The 20,728-nt window shown below is 51.0% G+C and carries 11 protein-coding genes; 9 read left to right on the top strand and 2 right to left on the bottom strand.

Annotation, left to right across the window (positions count from 1 at the left end):
• The first annotated feature begins 20 nt into the window (after window positions 1-20).
• Entirely contained in the window at window positions 21-1,412 is a 1,392-nt protein-coding gene (locus tag HVE01_RS14975; RefSeq protein ID WP_146944928.1) for a hypothetical protein, read from the top strand.
• Between the two features lie 156 nt (window positions 1,413-1,568).
• Window positions 1,569-2,834, top strand: coding sequence for a serine hydroxymethyltransferase (glyA, locus tag HVE01_RS14970; protein ID WP_146944937.1), 1,266 nt, complete (start codon window positions 1,569-1,571; stop codon window positions 2,832-2,834).
• A gap of 90 nt (window positions 2,835-2,924) precedes the next feature.
• Here glyA and HVE01_RS14965 read toward each other — a convergent pair whose 3' ends face one another.
• Together HVE01_RS14965 and HVE01_RS14960 are read right to left on the bottom strand one after the other, a co-directional pair.
• Complete coding sequence (locus HVE01_RS14965; RefSeq protein WP_186808855.1) at window positions 2,925-4,361, bottom strand: phosphomannomutase; 1,437 nt, start codon at window positions 4,359-4,361, stop codon at window positions 2,925-2,927.
• Between the two features lie 154 nt (window positions 4,362-4,515).
• A complete protein-coding gene (locus HVE01_RS14960) occupies window positions 4,516-9,129 on the bottom strand; it encodes an ExeM/NucH family extracellular endonuclease (RefSeq protein WP_146944927.1) in 4,614 nt (1,537 codons plus the stop codon).
• Window positions 9,130-9,345: 216 nt separating this feature from the next.
• On the opposite strand from HVE01_RS14960, the gene HVE01_RS14955 reads away from it, so the two are divergent.
• From HVE01_RS14955 to HVE01_RS14925, 7 genes are all read left to right on the top strand, one after another.
• Complete coding sequence (locus HVE01_RS14955; protein WP_125750067.1) at window positions 9,346-11,685, top strand: DUF4214 domain-containing protein; 2,340 nt, start codon at window positions 9,346-9,348, stop codon at window positions 11,683-11,685.
• Between the two features lie 148 nt (window positions 11,686-11,833).
• A complete protein-coding gene (locus HVE01_RS14950) occupies window positions 11,834-13,603 on the top strand; it encodes a type I secretion system permease/ATPase (protein ID WP_125750064.1) in 1,770 nt (589 codons plus the stop codon).
• The gene (locus tag HVE01_RS14945; RefSeq protein ID WP_125750061.1) at window positions 13,600-14,979 is read left to right on the top strand and encodes an HlyD family type I secretion periplasmic adaptor subunit; all 1,380 of its coding nucleotides are present in this window, start codon (window positions 13,600-13,602) and stop codon (window positions 14,977-14,979) included. Before HVE01_RS14950 ends, HVE01_RS14945 begins: the two co-directional genes overlap by 4 nt.
• Entirely contained in the window at window positions 14,979-16,433 is a 1,455-nt protein-coding gene (locus HVE01_RS14940) for a TolC family outer membrane protein (RefSeq protein ID WP_146944926.1), read from the top strand. The genes HVE01_RS14945 and HVE01_RS14940 overlap by 1 nt, the downstream gene beginning before the upstream one ends.
• Before the next feature lie 57 nt (window positions 16,434-16,490).
• Window positions 16,491-17,819: an undecaprenyl-phosphate glucose phosphotransferase gene (locus HVE01_RS14935; protein WP_125750055.1), complete on the top strand. Its 1,329-nt coding sequence runs from the start codon at window positions 16,491-16,493 to the stop codon at window positions 17,817-17,819.
• A gap of 138 nt (window positions 17,820-17,957) precedes the next feature.
• Window positions 17,958-19,397, top strand: coding sequence for a mannose-1-phosphate guanylyltransferase/mannose-6-phosphate isomerase (locus HVE01_RS14930; RefSeq protein WP_146944925.1), 1,440 nt, complete (start codon window positions 17,958-17,960; stop codon window positions 19,395-19,397).
• Between the two features lie 139 nt (window positions 19,398-19,536).
• On the top strand, window positions 19,537-20,712 hold the full coding sequence (locus HVE01_RS14925) for a glycosyltransferase (RefSeq protein ID WP_240645081.1): 1,176 nt from the start codon (window positions 19,537-19,539) through the stop codon (window positions 20,710-20,712).
• Window positions 20,713-20,728: the final 16 nt, after the last annotated feature.

The raw sequence follows: 20,728 nt of genomic DNA, 5'->3' as shown, positions 1-20,728 counted from the left end.
TCTCACAAGGAGGTCATGACATGTCTGTGTCTGTAGGTCATCGCCAGCTTACGGCTGGAGTTTCGTTGCTGCTACTTTCCGGTGCGGTGAGTGCTTCACCTCAGCAACTTGAAGCAGAGCTTCGTGAGCGACTAGCTAGCGAGTCGAGCGCATTCACGGTTGCCCAGGTGTATGAGCAGCCTGACGCGATTGTCGCTGAAGATATTGCTATCACTTATGCTAATGGCCATGTGTTTACGATCGAACGTTACCTCGTTGAAGGTGACTATCATCGCCCAGACAATATCGTTATTGATGGTATGGCCGTTAGCGAAGCCGGTGATTCATTACCCTTTCTCAGCGTTGCCTCCATTGAATTGCCTAACGCTTCGCAAGCAGTGCCGTCGATGGATGAAATGAGTGCGCCTGACATGGTGCTGGAGGCAATGAATGCGCATGACATCACCTTAAACCTACCAGGTGAGGCAGCGGATAAGTTTTTGAGTGAGCTAGACCCTCCTCCGTTTGAGGGGCAGCTGCACATTGAAACGCTGACGCTTGAAGAGGTCAGCCGTAGCGCTATTGGGCTGTTCGATATACAGGGCGTCAGTGCCGATTTTAATGACTTGAAAAATGGCATTAGTTCAGCTTTTTCGCTCGCTAACTTGCGAATTGAGCAGCTAACTGGAATCGATACGCCTGGGGAGGAGAGCGTCGAGCATGCTGCATTGAACGGCATGAATCTTTCTGGTGATGGGTGGAGCGTAGCGTTGGATAACGCCTGGGTGGAAGGCAATTCCTATGTGGGCGATGCGGGTTTTGAAGGTGCATTTTTTGATATTGGGGGGCTGCTGCCTTTGTTGCCGCTCGAACAACGCCAAGGGTTTGAAACTTTCAGCAAAGTACTCACAGGGGGCAGTAGTCAGTTACAGGCTGAAGGACGCAGTCACTCTCGCTGGGAGGAAGAAGAGGAAACCGATCGCTTGATCTCTGATGGCTATTTGCGCTTGAGCGGTGCCGCGGGAATTGAATATAGCCTTGATTTACCGATTAGTTTGCCAAAAAGCGTTTCCATTGAGCAGGCAATGCAAACCCCTGAGTTGTTTGAATCCGCCACGTTGCATGGTGGTGAGGCCGTTGTGGCTTATAGCGATGAAGGATTGCTGCCGCGATTAACTACCGAGATCGCTGCGAACGAGAGTATTACCGAGGCACAAGCAATCTCTATGGCGATGGGGCAGGTTCGCCAGCTTGAGCCTTCGTTAGGCTTGCAAATAACCAAATTAATGACCGGGATGGTCGACATTATGGCTGGTCATTCCCAAGCTTTAACGGTCAATGTTGCATTGCCCAACCCGTTTACTGTTAACCAATTCATGATGAATCCAATGAGGAGCGCTGAGCGGTTTACGCTTACCTTTGAGCTAAAGTAGCGCGGTTGACCAGTCAGTCAGTTTTTTAATGACGACTGCAACATGAAATACGCTCATGCACGACCTGACGCGGATGCGATGAAAGTCGCGTCAGGCTGCGTTATGATAGCGACCGAGTTTCTCCATGATGATCCTTTTGTAACGAGGTTCCCGCCGATGTTCAGCCGCGATATGACAATTGCCGGATTCGATGATGTGCTTTTTGACGCGATGCAAAAAGAAGTTGCACGCCAGGAAGCGCACATTGAATTGATAGCTTCTGAAAACTACGCCAGCCCCCGCGTACTGGAAGCGCAAGGCAGCCAGCTGACCAATAAATATGCCGAAGGCTATCCAGGTAAGCGCTACTACGGCGGTTGTGAATTTGTTGATATCGCTGAAAATCTTGCGATTGACTATGCCAAGCAGCTGTTCGGCGCAACTTACGTGAATGTTCAGCCTCACTCTGGTTCACAGGCCAACAGTGCGGTTTTCCAAGCGTTGGTAACGCCGGGTGACACCATCTTGGGGATGAGCCTGGATGCCGGTGGTCACTTAACTCATGGCGCTAAGCCTAACTTCTCTGGCAAGCACTACAATGCTATCCAGTATGGGCTGAATGAACAGGGCTTGATTGATTACGATCAGGTGGCTGAGCTTGCTCGCGAGCACAAACCCAAAATGATCATTGCTGGTTTCTCTGCCTATTCGCAAATTGTCGATTGGGCTAAGTTCCGTGAGATCGCTGATGAAGTAGGTGCCTACTTGTTGGTTGATATGGCGCACGTCTCTGGCTTGGTTGCTGCAGGCATTTATCCAAGCCCGCTGCCCCATGCTCACGTTGTGACATCTACCACCCACAAAACCCTGCGTGGCCCACGTAGCGGCGTTATTCTCTCCGCTGAAAACGATGCGGATATCGAGAAAAAGCTCCAGTCAGCTGTTTTCCCGGGTGGCCAGGGTGGCCCGTTGATGCACGTTATTGCCGCCAAGGCGATCTGCTTCAAAGAAGCCATGGCGCCTGAATTCAAAGCTTACCAGCAGCAGGTAGTCAAAAACGCTCAGGCGATGGCCAAGGTGTTTATCGACCGCGGTTACGATATCGTTTCTGGGGGTACCGAAGATCACCTGTTCCTGCTGTCTTTGATCAAGCAGGGCGTGACCGGTAAAGATGCAGACGCTGCTCTGGGGCGCGCTCACATTACTGTGAACAAGAATGCAGTGCCTAACGATCCGCAAAGCCCATTCGTGACCTCTGGTTTGCGTATTGGCACTCCGGCAGTGACCACGCGTGGGTTCAGTGAGCAAGAGTGTAGTACATTGGCCGGTTGGATCTGCGACATCTTAGATGTCCTTGCTAAAGGTGAAGACACCAGCTCAATCGAAGCCCAGGTGCTGGATAAAGTGGCCGAGATTTGTGCGCGGCTTCCGGTTTATAAATAAGCACCTTTAACATACTCCTTGGCTAAGGATAGCCCAAAGAACGGGTGACCCCATTAGGGTCGCCCGTTCCTTGTTGAGGGTATGCTCCTACTAGTTTAGTTTGGCGAGCGCAGCCAGACTCTGTTTTACCAGGGTTGCTGCGTCTGCTGGCGACGTTGATTCGCTATAGCAACGCAGCTCCGGCGCATTGCCAGAAGGGCGAAGGTGTACAATATCGCCATTTTCAAGCGTGGCTCTTAGGCCATCGATACTATTCACCGCTGAAATGCGAGACTGAAGACCTAACGTTTGCTGCATCAGCTCAGGCGAGACTTGCCACTCGGCGAGTAACCCATGGCTTTTCTCGGTGGCGAACTCTTTGAGTCTATCGCTTGCTGTATAACGAGCAGGTAGGTCAGTGATTAATTGCGAAAGATTAACTCCGCGTTGGGCAGCCATCACCATTAACGTGAGAGCGGGTAGTAGCGCATCACGGGTGGGGAGTGCGGCTAACTGACGGCCATCGCTTTCCAGGTTGCTTCCCAATAGAAAGCCGCCGTTGGCCTCAAATCCCGCCACTCGCACAAACCGCTTACTGAGCTCAGCCATACTATCCAATACATACGGCGAGCCGATACGCGTACGCTCAACTAGCTGGAAGGCGCCGCAGGCTTCTATGGCTGTGTTGCAGCTTACCGGGACAGCCAACGCGTCGATTCCCAATGCTCGGGCGCAGAGTAAACCTACGATATCGCCACGCTGCCATGTGCCTGTTTCATCCCCTAGCAATGGACGATCACCATCGCCATCCGTAGACAACAGAGCATGTAGCTGGTGCTGGTTTGCCCAGGCGCGACCCTGGGCTTGGTCTTCGTCGCTAACGGCTTCGGTATCCACGGGAACGAAGTCCTCGCTGCGGCCCAATACCACCACATCCGCACCTAACTCGCTCAAAATATGCGCGCTTAAATCACGACCTGCAGCAGAGTGCTGGTATAAACCTACCCGCCAACCTTTCAATGGTTCACCTGGAAACCATTCAGTGAAGCGTTGGGAGTATGCTTTGTTCGCTGTTTCAGAGACCTTGCCACGTGCTGGTGTAGGTAGGGTAGGCATTGCTGCCTCGGCATTAAGAATAGCGGTTTCATCAGCTTTGGTGATCTCGCCATCGGGGCGGTAAAACTTGATGCCGTTCCGGTCAAACGGAATGTGACTGCCTGTGATCATAATGCAGGGGATGCCATCTGCCATCGCCTTTAGCGCTAGGGCGGGCGTTGGCAATACGCCATAGTCATCAACCTCCACCTCCATCGCACGGGCAGCACTGGTGCAGGCGGCTGCCATCGCGGGGCTGCTGGGGCGGCGATCCATGCCTAACGCAATACGTTCCACTGGAAAGGATGTGCGCATGGCGCTAATAAACGCCACGGTAAAGGCTGCGCATACTTCATCGGTAAACTGTTCAACTAATCCTCGCGCACCGCTAGTACCAAAAGCGATGCCGCTGTCCTGAATAATCTTGGTCGTGGAACGTACAGAGCTCAACATATATCTCCTGGAGAAAGTGTCTGCTGTGAGTTTAACACCCTAGGCGAGAAGCGCCACGGAGGGCTTTGATCACTAAACTGGGCAAGGGAGGCGGCTGCTAAGACAAAAAATGGCCCCCGCAAGCGGAGGCCATCTCAAAAGGAAGCAGGTTTAATTAAACTTCAGCGATGCCTAAGTTCAGGCCTACTAAGATAGGGTCATGGTCTGAGCTACGGAATGCATCATCGGCGTATAGGTTGTCATCTTGACGATCATTGGTGAAGTCGGTGTTGTAATCCAATGCCGATGCCTCATCCGCGTTGATGTGCCAGGTCGTGGTGCCCGTGACCTGTGTTGCGAGCGTTTCACTGGCTAATGCATGGTCCAATGACCCCCAGAAACCATCAAAGACGTAGCTGTAATCATCGTCAAGCAGATCATAGCCAGCATTTTTCAGGGTTGTGATGGGGTCTTCCATGGCATAAGCATTCAAGTCACCAAGAATCAGTACGTCGCTGTCATCGCTACCGGTGGGCTGGGTGGATAGCCATTCAAGCAATTCCTCTGCGGCCTCGACCCGTGTGGGGTTGTTGTTGGCCTGGCCGTCGCCGATAGCGTCTTCGCCATTGACGACACTACCTTTGGATTTGAAGTGATTAACCACCACCGAAAAGGTTTCACCTTCACTGTTTTCGAAGGTTTGCATCACCGGTGCGCGGTTGGCAGTGGCGAAGGCCCCATCAGTTTTAGTGACTGCCGCGCCTGCTGGCGTCACTGCCTGACTGTTGTAGATTACCCCAACGGCAATAGCGTCATCCCCAGGGCTAGTGGTGTTGCCACTGCCGTCTTCGGGGATGCTGTAAGCCCAAGTGACATCCTGAATGTTTTTATCCTGCACATCTGCATTCAGTGCATCAACCAACGCTGCTATGGCGCTATCGTCACCATAGCCGTTATTCTCGATTTCCATCAGCCCCACCACATCAGCACCGCTGGTATTAATCGCCTCAACGATTTTGGCTTCCTGACGGGCAAACTCTTCGGCATTATTGGCCCCGCGAGGATTATGCAGAGTGCCATTTAAGGTCTCTGTTTTATTGCCGTTTTCATTCAGCGTCGTGAAGTAGTTCAATACATTGAAAGAGGCCGCCGTAATATCGGCCTCACCCAGGGCATCCGTATCAGGTGTTTCCGGGCGCGCTGGGCCAGTAAAATCTACTCCCTCGACGTTTTGGACTTTCCACTCACTAAAGTTGTAATCAAGTACGCCTTCAAGTGTCTGAAGCTTATCGCCACCGCGCAGCGGGTTAGTGCCAGAAAGCTCTCCACCATTGCGCCCGTAGATAATCGGGTCGGGGTTTTGTGAGGCGTTCGCATCATCGATTTTGATGGTGCGTGCTTCGGCGTCTTCAAGCCAAGCGCTATAGCCTTCTACATCAGGCTCGTTGACTTCTGTGAACTGCTCTAAACGGCCACCGGACGAAAGCGTGACTTCGCCGTAACGGCCAAGCTCGTAAAGTTCGGTGACCACCAATGGCTCACCGTCCAGTGCTTCTATGGCGACTCGCATACCTTCAAAGGCTTCCAGACCTTGTTTGTCGGTAAACGGCATAACGATTCGCTGGCTTTCAGGCAGAGGAATATCGTTTGCCAGTACCTCAAGGCTGCCGCGCTCGGCGGTTAACTGCGTTTTATCGAAATACTCTGAGACCTCACCGCTAATGCGAATTTGATCGCCGGCAGTGAGTTGTTCCAGCCAATCGCTACTACCGCTACCCGCGTACACAAAAATACCTTCTGACGTCTCGGCATTATTGTCGTTATCGTTATCTTCCTCTTGCAGGAAGAAGCCATCCAAGCCAGGCGCTACCATGGTGACGATGGCTTCAAGGGTAACGTTCTCACCTGCTAAAGTGCTGGTGTTCGAGTTACCCTGTACGGCAGAAATCAACGTGATATCTACCTGGGGTTCATTAGCAAGGCCCGGAGACGCTACGGCGGCTACATCACTAGCATCACCGCCTAGTGCGTCAGAGCTAATTGCTCCCTCGGTATCAGTGGTGGTGAATTTACCTAAATCCACATCCCAAGAAGCGGCGTCAAACCCGTCAGTATCTGGGTAGGCTTCCATTGCCACTTGGTTGCCATTAACACGTGGGTCACCTTGCCACAGCGTTACCGCATCGCCACCACCACCCAGGCCAGAAGCATTCTCGGCATAACCAATTTTTAAGGCATCGATATTATCCAGGTTGCTCCACGCTGAACGGAATTCCGCGACTGACTGGGCATCGCCATCGACCATGACAATCGCTGATTCACCAGGAGCTAGCGAGCTTAGCCCCTTAATTTCAATCGCATCTACGGGATCGGCGCTGTCATCATCGTAGTAAAGCGGCATATCGCCGAAATCAAGCGCTTCAGACGAGCGGTTGGTTACTTCAAACCAATCGGCGGTGACGTCAGAGCCGCTTTGGCCCGACCATATCTCAGTGATGGCTAAACCAATATCGAGCTCGCCCGGTACATAAGGAGCTTTCATCGTGCCTACATGAAAGTCAGTGGTGGCATTGGTGGGTAGTTCAGCGTACTCAAATGACCAGTTCTCTGGGTTACCAATGGCGCTTAATAGCTCCTCCGCCGTGCCGAAGCCATTGCCGGTAAAGGCGGCATTGCGTGCGCTGCCAATGGCAACCGCGGTGATACCCTCTTCAAGGCCAGGCGGCAGGGAAGAGTTATTAGAGGAGTCTGCAGTGTCTTGCCACGCATCGCTGTTTGTTTGGGCTGCGTAGATAAACGTTGGGTCGTTCGCCTCGCCGACGAAAGCAATTACTTGGTCACCGCCGACCGAAAGGTTGAACCCGTTATTACCTACGTTGCTGCTATTAGCAGGCGTGAACTGCGAAGAGTCTGCGGTATAAGTAACAACCGTGCCTGCCGGTACGCCGCCTTCAGGCGCCGTCCACTTAACGGCGCCTTCGTTGGCGCGGAAGCCATCGCCTGCCCAACCTGAATCAGTGAAGGTAATTTCTGCGCCTCCGCGAATACCCTTCAATGCGACGAACTGGAAGGATTTTTCGCTACCACTGAGCGCAGTAATCGCAATGTCACCAGGTTGAGGTGCAAAATCAGGCAGACTGAATTCAATGTCTGTGCTCACAAAACGCTGCTGTTCGGCGGGCAGATCCTTAGACTCTTGACCATCTTCTAGCCAATCCACCGTACCGCTATCAAACAGCATGCTCGCAGTAACGCCTGACGCTGTGACGGAAACATCAAAAAGTGATTCCGGCTTCGCCGTCAGTGCATCCGGTAGGGTATTGAGATCCGGGCCGTCTATTTCGCGAACGGTGTAGTCGCCATCCCATAGGTAAAGACCAAAGCCGACGTCGTCATCATCATTAACCGGGCCCGCTAGTATCAGGTAGCCTTCATCGCCAGCAGGTTCAATAGAGCGCACCGCGCGGCCATCCAGATCTAAACGCAGGGGCTCGCCAAAGGAAACTTCGTTAGCCTCGCCAGAGACGAGGCCACTCACATTTTCAACAGGCACTAATTGTGCGAAGCCATCATCCAACGGCGAGCGGAGGCCAAGGTGAAGGGAATCACCGATAAACACAGCGCCTTCAATATTAACCCCTAACGAGAGGCTCAGCGCATTTTCACCGAGCCCATGGCCATTTTGGGCATCCCAGTCGCTAAGCTGGCTGGCTAAGTCGGTAAACTGGCCCGTCACCTCAATACTCAAATTCTCAGCATTATCACCTGTCACTTGAGTGGCAAAGATCATTGAGCGCTGGCTGCTCTCGTGGGAGCCCAGCCAGTAGTGAATGCCCTGATAAGTCGCCACCGCTTCCAAGTCCACTTCCTGGGTGTCATTCAAGCCCAGGGCAGTATTCAGGTTAATTTCCGCCAGGGGAGCGCCATCGGTGTCGCGCTCATAGAGACGTAACACTTGATCTTCGTCATCCGCCACCAGCATTAAATTCTCACCCACGGCAATCGCTGCTGAAGCATCAGAAGTGCCCGTGTGGTAGCGCTCTCCCAGATTGAAGTTTGGGTTGCTTGGCTCAGGCTGACCGGGCTCTTCAGGTTCTGTTGGCTCTTCAGGTTCTGCTGGTTCTTCAGGTTCTGTTGGCTCTTCAGGTTCTGTTGGCTCTTCAGGCTCTGTTGGCTCTTCAGGCTCTGTTGGTACTTCGGGGTCTTCTGGCTCGCTCTTGAGCTGCTCAATATAACGACTCAGTAGCGACTCAACATCATCGACGCCGGAGCCATCGCCGAGCAAAGAAGCTAATGCACGTGCTGGTTGCTGTTCAATGCTTTCGCTGCTGTTCATAAATGCTGCGACAAGCTCCTCTCGAGACAGCCCTTCTGCCAGCAGCTCTGACCAGTATGCTAAGCCTTCTGGATCTGGTTCGCGGTTAAGAACACTGTTGTAGAGTTGATTTAGCCAAGCGGTATCGTTCAAGTTAGAAATGGTGGTTTCGAACTCATTAGACGCTTGAAAGCTATTGGAAATATCCTCTAATGCTAAGCCGTTGCGGTACTCATTGACCCAATACTTGAGGCCTGAAAGGTCAGGCGTACGTAATAGGTGAACGCTATAGAGCGTAATAATAGGCTGGATTTGCAACTGAAATTCATTGCTAGTCACCATTGAGTCAAGAGTGGTTGCAATATCGTCAGTCCCGCTATCCAGGGCGGCAGTCCAATAGTTAGCACCAGCCTCATCCGGCTCACGCAACAAAATATCGTGATATAACGTAGAAACAAGCTCAAAATTGGTCATTTAACCAGCCCTTACTGGATGAATTGAAGGGCTGAATTTATTACTAAGTCATAGCAATTAAATGACTTAAATATTTTATTTTTATGATGCTTATATGAGGACAGTTTTATAGCAGCGTGAAAATACTTTTTCTTTAAAGCGTCATGTGTTTGCAATGGCTAGCTGCGTAATCTCATGTTTGCCTATTTTCTCCATCGATTAAAAAAGGGAATCGCCATGAGTAACTTCCAACTTCAACTCCTGCACGCAGCCGATATGGAGGGGGGTGGGGGAGACCTGCTTAATGCACCCAATTTCATCTCTATCGTGGATCACTTAGAAGACCAATACGCTAACTCGCTGTTTGTCAGCTCGGGAGATTTGGTGTTGCCTGGGCCATACTTGAACGCTGCCGCTGATTCAAGCCTGCAGGCAGCCTTCCAAACAGCGGTTGAAGAGATTTATGGGCTGGACGCTGGCTCCATGAGCGGCATCACGGCAGCTTCTGGGCGCGTTGAGACTCTATTGATGGATCTGGCTGACGCGGCGGCCGTGACACTGGGCAATCATGAATTTGATTTGGGTACCGGGCTGATCGAAGCAATGATTGCATCGGTCGTGAACGGCGGTTCTACGGCAGACGCTGAGTGGCTAGGCGCTCAGTTTCCTTATCTGTCTGCCAACCTAGACTTCTCGGGAGATTCCGCTCTAAGTGGTTTAGCGACCGAAGAAATATTAAGCCAAGACGCCTTTCAAACCACCTTGGAAGAGCTGTTAGCGGGCGCTAATAAGCCTAAGCTAGCTCCGGCGGTCATTGCTGAGCGTGGCGGAGAGAAGATCGGCATTATTGGCGTGACTACCCAAATTCTGGAGAGCATCTCGTCACCTGGCGATGTCAATGTGCTGACCGGTGGCAGCAATGACATGCAAGCTCTGGCCAAGCTTATTCAGCCCATCATTGATGACCTTGAAGCGCAGGGCGTCAATAAAATAATCCTCAGCTCGCACCTCCAGCAAATTCAGTTTGAAGAAGAGTTGGCGACACTGCTGGACGGCGTCGATATCGTGATAGCGGGTGGTTCCAATAGTCTTCTGGCAGATCAAGAAGACCAGGATCGCGGCTTATTCCCAGGGGCAGGCGAGCCCTATGACACTTACCCCATCGTTACTCAAGATGCTGCAGGTAACGATGTAGTCGTCGTTAATACCGACGGGGGCTGGCGCTATGTTGCCGAACTGGTGGTAGAGTTTGACGAACATGGTCGTGTGATTGCTGACTCCATCGATGAAAACTCTTCTGGTATTTACGCCTCTACCGATGAGCAGGTAGAAGCGCTGTGGGGAGACCTGGTAAGTGCCTTCGCCGAAGGCACTAAAGGTAATATTGCTAATGATTTAGTCGGCTCGGTGGGTGAGTTTGTTGCTGAGCAAGATGGCAATATCCTTGGTTTGACCGATGTATACCTGGTCGGTGAACGGGCAGCGGTGCGCACCGAAGAAACCAATTTGGGTAATCTAACCGCGGATGCCAACCTCTGGTATGCCAAGCAGCTTGACGAAGACGTCGTGGTATCGTTCAAAAACGGCGGTGGTATCCGTGAGCCGATTGGTAATGTTGTCGTAGATGGAAGCGACAGCGAGCCAACCTATCAAGCGCCAAGTGCCAACCCCACCATAGGTAAGCCTGAGGGCGGCGTATCCCAGCTGGATGCAGCGTCATCACTCCGGTTCAACAATGACCTAGCCATAATCACTATCACACGCAGCAAACTGCTGGAAGTTCTGGAGCATGCGGTTGCTGCATCGGCACCGGGTGTCACTGCAGGTCAGTTTGCCCAGGTGGGCGGTATTCAGTACAGCTATGATCTTAGCCAATCCGCAGGCGAGCGCATCCAAAATGCGGTGATTGTTAATGACGATGGCAGTACCAACGATGTGCTGGCTGCCAATGGCCGCCTGGTAGGCAGTGCTGAAGAGACTGTTAAAGTCGTTACGCTAGGCTTTTTGGCCGACGGCGGCGACGGTTATCCGCTAGGGGAAGATAGCTACCAAGATCGGATAGATCTTATGAGCGCCTTCGAAGATGACGGCCTCTTCGACTTTGCCGAAAAAGGCACAGAGCAGGATGCCTTCGCTGAATACATGGCCAGCATGTTCAGCGAAACACCGTTTAGCGAGCAAGAAACCCCTGCTAGCGAAGATCTGCGAATCCAAAATCTTGGTGAGCGCAGCGATGCTGTCTTCGATGCTCCTGTCGATCCGCTGCTACGCCTTTACGATGCCGCTTTTGATCGCATGGCGGATGGCAAAGGGTTAGGCTACTGGCTTGAAGTGAGTGAGTCGGTCAGCCTGAGTGATATTGCTGATAGCTTTGTGGGTTCAGAGGAGTTTGCAAGGCAATATGGCAGTGTAGAAAACGATGCCTATATTGAACTGATGTATGAAAATGTACTCGAAAGGGCTTCTGATGCGGCAGGTCAAGCGTATTGGCTTGATAAGCTAGATAATGGAGCTGAGCGCGGTGCTGTTATGGTTGGTTTCACTGAGTCAGCAGAGAGCATGATGCTGTTTGGCTAATGAAGCAACCTAGCTCTGTTGGGTAAGCACGTTGTTTATCTCACTCAACACTCAGTGCCTTCAACGCCCCTACCCTAGGCAGGGGCGTTTCTGTTATGCTGCCGCGATAATCCTCGCGTGACTTCTTTGATTCAACGGTGACCCATCCATGGCAAAGCAACAGGAAGCAACGGATCTGCAGCGTGCATTAAGCGCCTGTAAGGGTTCGTTTGTATCGGTGGGCTTTTTTAGCATGTTCGTCAATTTGCTCATGCTAGTTCCCCCCATGTACATGCTCCAAGTGTATGACCGCGTGCTTACCACGCAAAGTCTCGATACGCTCATCATGCTGACGCTTGTCGTCATCTTCCTTTTTATGGTGATGGGTGGGCTTGAACTAGTTCGGTCAAGAATGTTGGTTAGGATAGGGAATCGATTAGATACTACGATTAATCAGCGCCTCTATGGTGCCATGTTTCGCCGTAGTTTAGTTGCTCCAGGGGCGCAAAGTGCTCAGCCGCTAAATGACTTGACCGGTTTACGACAGTTTCTAACTGGAAATGGACTGTTTGCCTTTTTTGACGCCCCTTGGGTGCCCGTTTATTTAGGCATTCTGTTTATTTTTCACCCTTGGTTAGGTGTGTTTGCTACCTGTGCGGGCATTATTTTATTTGCGCTTGCGGTGGCTAATGAAAAATCTACTAAGGCTTTACTTGCTGAAGCCAATAGCGAGCAAATTCAAGCACAGAATCTAGCCAACTCTAACCTGAGAAATGCTGAAGTGCTGCATGCTATGGGCATGCTGCCCGGCATTATGGGACGCTGGTCAAAACGCCATCATGAATTCCTTGCTAAACAGTCACAAGCGAGTGACCGTGCGGGCGCTTTGACCAATACGTCTAAAGTAATGCGTTTGCTCTTTCAGTCATTAATTCTTGGTTTAGGTGCGCTGTTAGTGCTCCAAGGGGAGATGACTCCCGGTATGATGATTGCCGGGTCTATTCTAATGGGGCGTGCGCTGGCACCTATTGATCAAATGATCGGTGGCTGGAAAGGCTTTGTAGCCGCACGTGGCTCTTATAGCCGATTAAACGAGCTTCTGACGCAGATACCTGACGAGCAGCGTCATATGTCTTTGCCAGCGCCGAAAGGCATTGTTGATGTGGAGAATGTAGCGGCTGCTCCTCCCGGTGCACGTATGGCTACCATCCGGGGAATTAACTTTAGCGTCGCTAAAGGCGAGCATGTTGGCATTATTGGCCCAAGTGCGGCAGGTAAATCAACCCTTGCCCGCGTACTGCTGGGAATATGGCCAACGCAGGTTGGAGACGTAAGACTAGATGGTGGGGCGGTTAACCAATACAACCGTGACGAACTGGGCCCCTATATCGGCTATTTGCCACAAGATATCGAACTCTTTGATGGCACCATCAGTGAAAATATTGCCCGTTTTGGGGACATTGACCCTGAAAAGGTGGTTGCTGCGGCCCAAAAAGCAGGTGTTCATGAAATGGTGTTAGAGCTATCCAATGGCTACGACACCGTGATTGCCTCTAACAGCGGCGCGCTTTCCGGGGGGCAGCGCCAACGCCTCGGGCTTGCTCGCGCACTGTATGGCAACCCAGTCCTGGTCGTTCTAGATGAGCCCAACGCTAACTTAGACGATGCTGGCGAAAAAGCGCTGGGCCAAGCCATTGCTCAATTGAAAACAGAAGGTACGACGCTGTTTGTTATTAGCCACCGTACCAGTGTTTTAAAAGGCATGGATAAGCTGTTGGTAATGAAAGAAGGTCAAGTCAGTATGTTCGGTCCTCGTGATCAAGTGTTGGCGCAATTTGCCAAGAAATCGCGCCCCCAGGTTAGCCAGCAAAACGCCACTCGCCTTTCTGCTATTGCAGGCGGTCGTGGAAATGCTAATGGCAGCGAGGAGACGACATGAGCCAGCAGAGAGATAAGGTTCCAGCCAATAGGGAAATTGATGTAACGCCCCAAGGTCCGGTTACCCTAGATGGCGAGGCACAAGAGGCCTTGCCAACGAGTGATAAAGGTTATCGAAAACTAGGTTATGCCATTTTGGGCATTGCACTAGGGGGGTTCGTTCTTTGGTCTGTGACGGCTTCACTGGCCGTCGCCGTTGTTGCGCCTGGCAACGTTTCCATGGAGTCTTTTAAGCGTTCGGTACAGCATCTTGAAGGTGGTATCGTACGTGAGCTGCTTGTCGAAGATGGCGCTAAGGTAGAAGCTGGGCAGCCGTTGGTGATCTTGAGCGATACCCAGGTGCGTTCACAGCTAGAAATTGCCCAATCGCAATATTATATCAACCGTGCAATGGAAGTACGTTTGTTAGCTGAGCAGCAGGGCGCAGAAATGCTTGAGATGCCCGAAGAGCTGATGTCGGTTGATAATGCGAGAATCCAGCAGATCACCGCTGTTCAGCAAAGCCTCTTCGCTGCCCGCCGTCAATCGCTGCAAGGCACGATGGATGCGATGGACCAGCAAATTATTCAAATGCAAGAGCAGATTGATGGGCTTGAATCACGTGTTCGCGTTAATAATCAGCGGATACGTTCGTTGCGCTCCGAAGCAGAAGACTTCCGTTCGCTCTACCGCGAAGGGCTGGGCGATAACCAGCGCCTGCGTGAACTAGAGCGACAAGTGCTGCAGTACGAAGGTGAGAACGCGGAGTTTCAAGCTAATATTGCTCAGTTGCGCTCAAGGATCAGCGAAAGTCGCCTGAAAAAAGAGACTACCCTGCAAGAGTTTCAAGCCGAGGTGGGTGAGCTACTGCGAGATGCGCAGACGCAAATAGCCGAGGCAGAGGAGCGCATTACTTCGTTAACAGACCAAGTAAACCGCACCGTTATTCACTCGCCTGCTTCCGGCACCGTGGTTGGGCGCAAGATACACACTATTGGCGCAGTCGTTCGCCCTGGTGACACCATTATGGAAGTTGTGCCCTCTAACGATGGTTTTGTGGTGGAAGCGCGTATACCGAGTCGCGACATCGATAACCTTTATATAGGCCAACTTGCTGAAATTCGTTTTTCTGCCTTCAATCAGCGCTTAACAAACGTCATTGATGGCGAAATTATTCATCTTAGTGCCGATAGTTTTGAAGATGAAGCGACTGGTCAGCGCTATTACAAAGCCCGTATTAGAGTAACGGAAGATGGGCGGCAGGATATGACCGAGCAAATGCAGCTGTTATCCGGTATGCCTGCAGAAGTTATGATTCGGACGGGCGAGCGTACATTTGCCAGCTACATTGCGAAGCCAATTGCCGATATGTTAGCTCGCGCTATCCGGGAGGATTAATGATACGGACGCCACGTTTTGCTCTTAGTGCGCTTGCACTTACTATCGCGCTGTTAAACCAGTCTGCATTCGCGCAGAGCGATACGCCTGCTGATCAGCAGGCTCTTGCTGAGTTGGAGGCGCTGGCCAATAGTGAAGCGACTTCCCAAGCGTTGCCCTCATTGCCCGACCTTTTTTCCAGGGCTCTACGCCATGACGCAGACCTTTCACGTCAGCGTTATGAGTTAGATGCCACTCGCGAAGAAGTGCCGATGGCGCGTTCTCAGCTGCTACCACAAGTAAGCGCTTCGGGGGGGTATTTATGGCAAGACTCTACAAATATCCAAACGTCTCCAGATGAGTTTGGCCTCGACCAGCCTGCCCAGCGTCCCGGTGAAATTGATGAGACTTATTATCAAGTCCAGCTGCGGCAGCCGCTTTTCAGCTTGGAACGCTGGCGAAAGATGGATGTTGCCAGCGCCCAGGTAAGTTCTGCCGAGCTTCAATTGGCTGTGGTTGAGCAAGAGCTAGCATTGCAAGTTAGCGAGGCCTATATAAAAGCTTATTTAGCGTCGCAGCGATTAGGTTTATTAGAGTCTCAACAAGATTCCCTTGAGCTACAGGTACGCCAAGCAAGTCGTGCGTTTGATCTGGGTGTTGGCAATCGGGTTGACTTATTGGAGGCGCAATCTAGGTACGATCAGGCAGTCTCTGACGCAGTTGAAGCTGAAAATGAGTTAGACAATGCGCTTAGCGAGTTGGAACGCCTTACGGGTGTTACGCCCAGCTTTCAAAGCTCAGCGCCTGGTGAGCTGACCACTGTTACTCTCAATGGCGACATTGGTAATCCCGATGAATGGATTTCACGCACTGGTCAAAACCTAAAAGTCTTATTAGCCCAGCAAGAGCAACAAGTTGCGCAAGCTAATACAAGCGTTAGGCGTTCGGGTTACTACCCTGAGATAAATCTAAACCTTAGCTATTCTGACCGAGTAAGCGACGATGAGCTGAGGGAGAGCGAAGATTATCGTGCGGGCGTCGAATTGAGCGTGCCGATTTATCGCGGCGGCTATACCAACGCCAGTGTTCGGCAAGCAGAAAAACGTATTGAGGCTAGCTTGGCTGCAGTCGACAATGAGCGAAATCTTGCTATCCAAGAAGTGCGCAAGCGCATAAGAGCCTTAAATGGCGGAGAGCGCCGTTTGCAAGCACTTAACCAATCCATTGAATCCAGTCAGCTATTCCTTGACGCGGCTGAACGTGGCGAACAACTCGGACTGCGGGATCTAGTTGATGTGCTGGATGCTCGGGCCAGCTTATACGATCAGCGTATCAAGTACGTTGATACTGTTGGTAACTACGCTTTGGATATGATCTCACTGCATATCGCAGTGGGTAGCTTAGAGAGCGACGACCTTAATCGCACTATGTCGCTATTGGCCTCGTTGTCCACTTCATCGCAGGTAGCGCGGTAGTCAGTAACTATGGCCGTTATTAAAACAAACCAGGGTAGTGAATGGTTACGGCGTGCTATGCGTTGTTTCGATGCGGCAATTGCCACCAGTGTAGCGCTTATTGCGCTGTGGTTAATGCCGCACATTAACCCTAAAACTAATGACTACCTGTTTCTGATATTGATCGGTAGTCTCCTCTTGCCTGCCGTCGGTGAACTGATAGGGCTTTATCAGCCATGGCGGGGCCGCAGCCTATATACCATGCTAGGCATTTATGCAGTCACGTGGCTCGCGACGATTGGCTTGCTTAGCTTATTACTAGTGGCCATACAGGGTACCCAAAGTTTTTCGCGTTTGTGGATGGGGGGAGCATCGCTGGCCGTGTTGTTAACGGGCAGTCTTATGCGTACTTTTTTATACAGCTATTTAAAACGTCTGCGTGCCAAAGGGCACAACTTAAAGCGTGTCCTGTTAATTGGTAAACAGGCCAATGTTGTGCTGCTTGAAAAGAGAGTTGCGGATACTCCCCAAGCTGGCTATGTCGTCGTTGGTCACTATATCGACGAAGATGATGCGACCTTCTTTCATGAAATGGCAGATTTTGCAAAGGCCAACGTTTTTCAGCGTGAGTTTGATGAAATATGGCTGGGCTATCCGCTTGTTCAGGGAAATCGTGTTCGTCATCTAATGCGCCTACTGGCAGGTATTCCTACCAGCATTCGCTTTTTCCCTGATTTGCCTGATATTCGCCTGCTTAACCATCGTATTACCCAAGTGGCAGGGCTTTACTCGCTAGAGCTAAATTACACGCCTCTCAATGGCCCCATGCGTTTCGTGAAAGCGCTTGAAGATCGTGTGTTGGGGCTTATTCTATTTTTAGTATTTAGTCCCGTCATGTTAGCCATTGCCCTGGCGATACGTTGGAAAATGGGGGGGCCTGTACTGTTTAAGCAGGAGCGACACGGCTTAGACGGTAAGCGTTTCAAAATTTATAAATTCAGAACCATGCGCCAGCATGAAGATAGTAAAACTCAGCAAGCTACCTATGGGGATGATCGTATAACGCCTATCGGGCATTTTTTACGACGTACCAGCTTAGATGAACTGCCTCAGCTCTACAATGTGCTGCAGGGGCGGATGTCGCTTGTTGGGCCACGTCCCCATGCGATGGATCATAACGACCATTATAAAGACCATATTGATATCTATATGCAACGGCACCGTGTAAAGCCAGGTATGACCGGCTGGGCTCAGGTGAGCGGTCTGCGTGGTATCACAGAAGACGTTAAGCTGATGGAAAAGCGTGTGGAATATGATTTGTATTATATAGAACGCTGGTCATTGGGATTTGATCTTAAAATACTGATTATGACGCTGACACGTGGTTTTATTAATGGTCAGCCCTAATTAAGTCAGTCTGAGCATTTGTACACCATTAATGGTTCATAATTTTGCAGCCTTGTTTAACGATAGGCTGCACAAATAGTTAATGATATTGAGGCGGGATGGTTAGCGCTAACCACTGGCTTATCTCAAGGAGGAAAGATGATATTACCTGTGATTTTGTCTGGAGGCTCAGGTTCGCGTTTGTGGCCCGTATCACGCGAGCACTATCCCAAACAGTTTCTAAACCTGCATAAACAGGACGTTAGTTTGCTGCAGGAAGCTGCCTTAAGGCTCAATGATGTCTCAGGTGCCGGCGAGCCTATTATTGTATGTAACGAAGAGCATCGATTTTTAGTCGCCGAGCAAATGCAGCAACTTGGGTTTAAGAAAAGTAAGATTATTCTTGAGCCGATTGGTCGCAATACCGCTCCAGCACTAGCCCTGGCGGCGCTGGCTGCAGTTGAAACCACTCCAGAAGCTGAGCTGTTGGTGATGCCTGCCGATCACGTTATCAAGGATACTCAGGCGTTTGCCGAGGCTGTAAAAAAAGGCCAAGTACTTAGTCAGCAAGATAAGTTAGTCACATTTGGCATCACCCCCACGGCGCCTCACACCGGCTATGGTTATATTAAGCGTGGCGAGGAGCTTGGCGAGGGGTTCTCAGTTGCCGCATTTGTCGAAAAACCTGATGCAGCAGTTGCTGAAGCCTACTTAGCTAGCGGTGACTATTTATGGAATAGTGGTATCTTTTTATTCAAAGCCAGCTGCTATTTAGAAGCGCTTAAGACTCATGCGCCCGATATTTTGGCTAACTGTCAGGCGGCGTATCAGCAGCGGGCAGAAGATATGGATTTCTTGCGCATTTCCGAAGAAGCTTTTGAGCAGTGCCGTAGTGAATCTATTGACTATGCCGTTATGGAGCATACTCGTCAGGCGGCGGTAGTGCCGATGTCGCCCGGCTGGAGTGATGTTGGCGCTTGGGACGCATTGCACGCGTTGCGTTCAAGCGAAGATAAGGAAAATGGCAATGCCATTCATGGTGATGTCATGCTCCACCAAACGCAAAATAGTTTGGTGTACAGTGAGTCTCGCTTAGTGGCTGCTGTGGGCGTTAATAACCTGATTATTGTAGAAACAGATGACGCCGTATTGGTTGCCGATCGCCGCCAAGCGCAAGATACCAAGCTAATCGTCAATGCTTTAAAAGCGGCAGGTCGCAAAGAGTCCCAATCGCACCAACAAGTATATCGACCATGGGGGCATTATCGCACTATGGTGTTGACTGACAGCTTCCAGGTGAAAGAGATAGTCGTGGTTCCTGGGGGGAAACTGTCTTTGCAAATGCATCACCATCGCGCAGAGCATTGGGTTGTGGTGCAAGGTACTGCTAGGGTTACGCAGGGTGAGGGGCATGGCGATCTTTCCGATCTTCGGAGCTTCCTACTCTCCGAAGATGAGTCCACCTATATCCCACTGGGCACCGTTCACCGTCTGGAAAACCCTGGCGTTATTCCTCTGAAACTTATCGAAGTGCAAACCGGTTCTTACTTGGGAGAAGACGATATTGTGCGTTACAACGATAAGTATGGGCGCGAATAAACTGAAAGGCGGTCAATCAATCAGTTCTGTTTCTTACGCACATTAATTACCGCTGTGTTTGTCTTATCTTCTGGAGCTAACGCCATGCTTACTTTAAGCTATGGCGCTTTATTTCGTTCAATAGAAAAGGCCAGTCATCATGCAAGTAGGCCCTATGCTACGTTTTCAGCACCTGCGAGTTGCGATTGTGCACGACTGGCTGGTGGTTAACGGTGGTGCCGAAAAAGTGCTAAAAGGGTTGGCGGAGGTCTTCCCACAAGCAGAAATATTGACACTGGTACACACGCTTGATCACGATAGCGCTCCTTGGCTAACAAAACACCGTATCCATACTAGCGGCTTGCAACGTCTGCCGTTTATTAAACGCATTTATCGGCACTGTTTACCACTGATGCCTTACGCCGTAGAGCAGCTTGACCTGCGTGGCTTTGACTTGGTGATTTCCTCTAGCCATGCGGTAGCTAAGGGAGTGATAACTCATCCTGGGCAGATTCATTTATGTTATTGCCACACGCCTATGCGCTATGCCTGGGATATGAAGGAAGCTTATCTGGAAGATGCGCACTTCCGCTTGCCGGGAATGAACTTCTATGTGCGTAAAACGCTCAAGCGTCTGCGTCAGTGGGATTATTTTACGGCCACGCAAGTAGATGCTTTTTTTGCTAACTCGCAGAATGTCGCGCAGCGTATTGCTAAGTATTATCGCCGTGAGTCAGACGTGCTTTACCCTCCGGTGGATACCGATAGCTTTGCTCTCTATACCGGGCCGCGAGAGCCTTATTATCTAGCGGCATCGCGATTGGTGCCGTATAAGCGCATGGATTTGATCGTACAAGCATTTGCTCAGGACCCGATGAAGCGTCCGTTGAAAGTGGTTGGTGACGGGCCAGAGCTCAAGCGTTTAACGCGACTCGCAGAAGGTCACGAAAATATTGAGCTGCTGGGTTATCTGCAAGGTGAGAAGCTGCATCATCTTATGCAGCGCGCTAAAGCCTTTGTGTTTGCCGCTGATGAAGACTTCGGCATTGTACCCTTAGAGGCTCAAGCCTGTGGCACACCGGTTATTGCGTTTGGAGATGGTGGCGCGCTGGAAACTGTCAAAGGATTAGAGCACAACGAGGATGCCACGGGTATCCACTTTGCCGAGCAAACCACAGCCAGCCTGGGGCAAGCGATTGAAATGTTCGAAAAGTGCGACTTTTCACCGGCTGCTTGTCGTCGCCATGCTGAGCAGTTTAGTAACGCCTGCTTTACTCAGCGTTTAATGATGCTGGTGGATGAAAAGTTAAGCGCAATGTCGACAAAAAATCACTGAAACGTATCCAGTGAAC

It is taken from the genome of Vreelandella venusta (assembly GCF_007989605.1).
GTDB classification, from domain to species: Bacteria; Pseudomonadota; Gammaproteobacteria; order Pseudomonadales; family Halomonadaceae; genus Vreelandella; species Vreelandella venusta.
The sequence above is the reverse complement of the archived record's forward strand: the minus strand, read 5'-3'. Positions and strand labels throughout refer to the sequence as shown.

Coding starts and splice junctions, on each gene's coding strand:
- HVE01_RS14955 (WP_125750067.1), top strand. CDS start 9,346: ATGAGTAACTTCCAACTTCAACTCCTGCACGCAGCCGATATGGAGGGG.
- HVE01_RS14965 (WP_186808855.1), bottom strand. CDS start 4,361: ATGTTGAGCTCTGTACGTTCCACGACCAAGATTATTCAGGACAGCGGC.
- HVE01_RS14950 (WP_125750064.1), top strand. CDS start 11,834: ATGGCAAAGCAACAGGAAGCAACGGATCTGCAGCGTGCATTAAGCGCC.
- HVE01_RS14940 (WP_146944926.1), top strand. CDS start 14,979: ATGATACGGACGCCACGTTTTGCTCTTAGTGCGCTTGCACTTACTATC.
- HVE01_RS14945 (WP_125750061.1), top strand. CDS start 13,600: ATGAGCCAGCAGAGAGATAAGGTTCCAGCCAATAGGGAAATTGATGTA.
- HVE01_RS14925 (WP_240645081.1), top strand. CDS start 19,537: ATGCAAGTAGGCCCTATGCTACGTTTTCAGCACCTGCGAGTTGCGATT.
- HVE01_RS14960 (WP_146944927.1), bottom strand. CDS start 9,129: ATGACCAATTTTGAGCTTGTTTCTACGTTATATCACGATATTTTGTTG.
- HVE01_RS14975 (WP_146944928.1), top strand. CDS start 21: ATGTCTGTGTCTGTAGGTCATCGCCAGCTTACGGCTGGAGTTTCGTTG.
- glyA (WP_146944937.1), top strand. CDS start 1,569: ATGTTCAGCCGCGATATGACAATTGCCGGATTCGATGATGTGCTTTTT.
- HVE01_RS14930 (WP_146944925.1), top strand. CDS start 17,958: ATGATATTACCTGTGATTTTGTCTGGAGGCTCAGGTTCGCGTTTGTGG.
- HVE01_RS14935 (WP_125750055.1), top strand. CDS start 16,491: ATGCGTTGTTTCGATGCGGCAATTGCCACCAGTGTAGCGCTTATTGCG.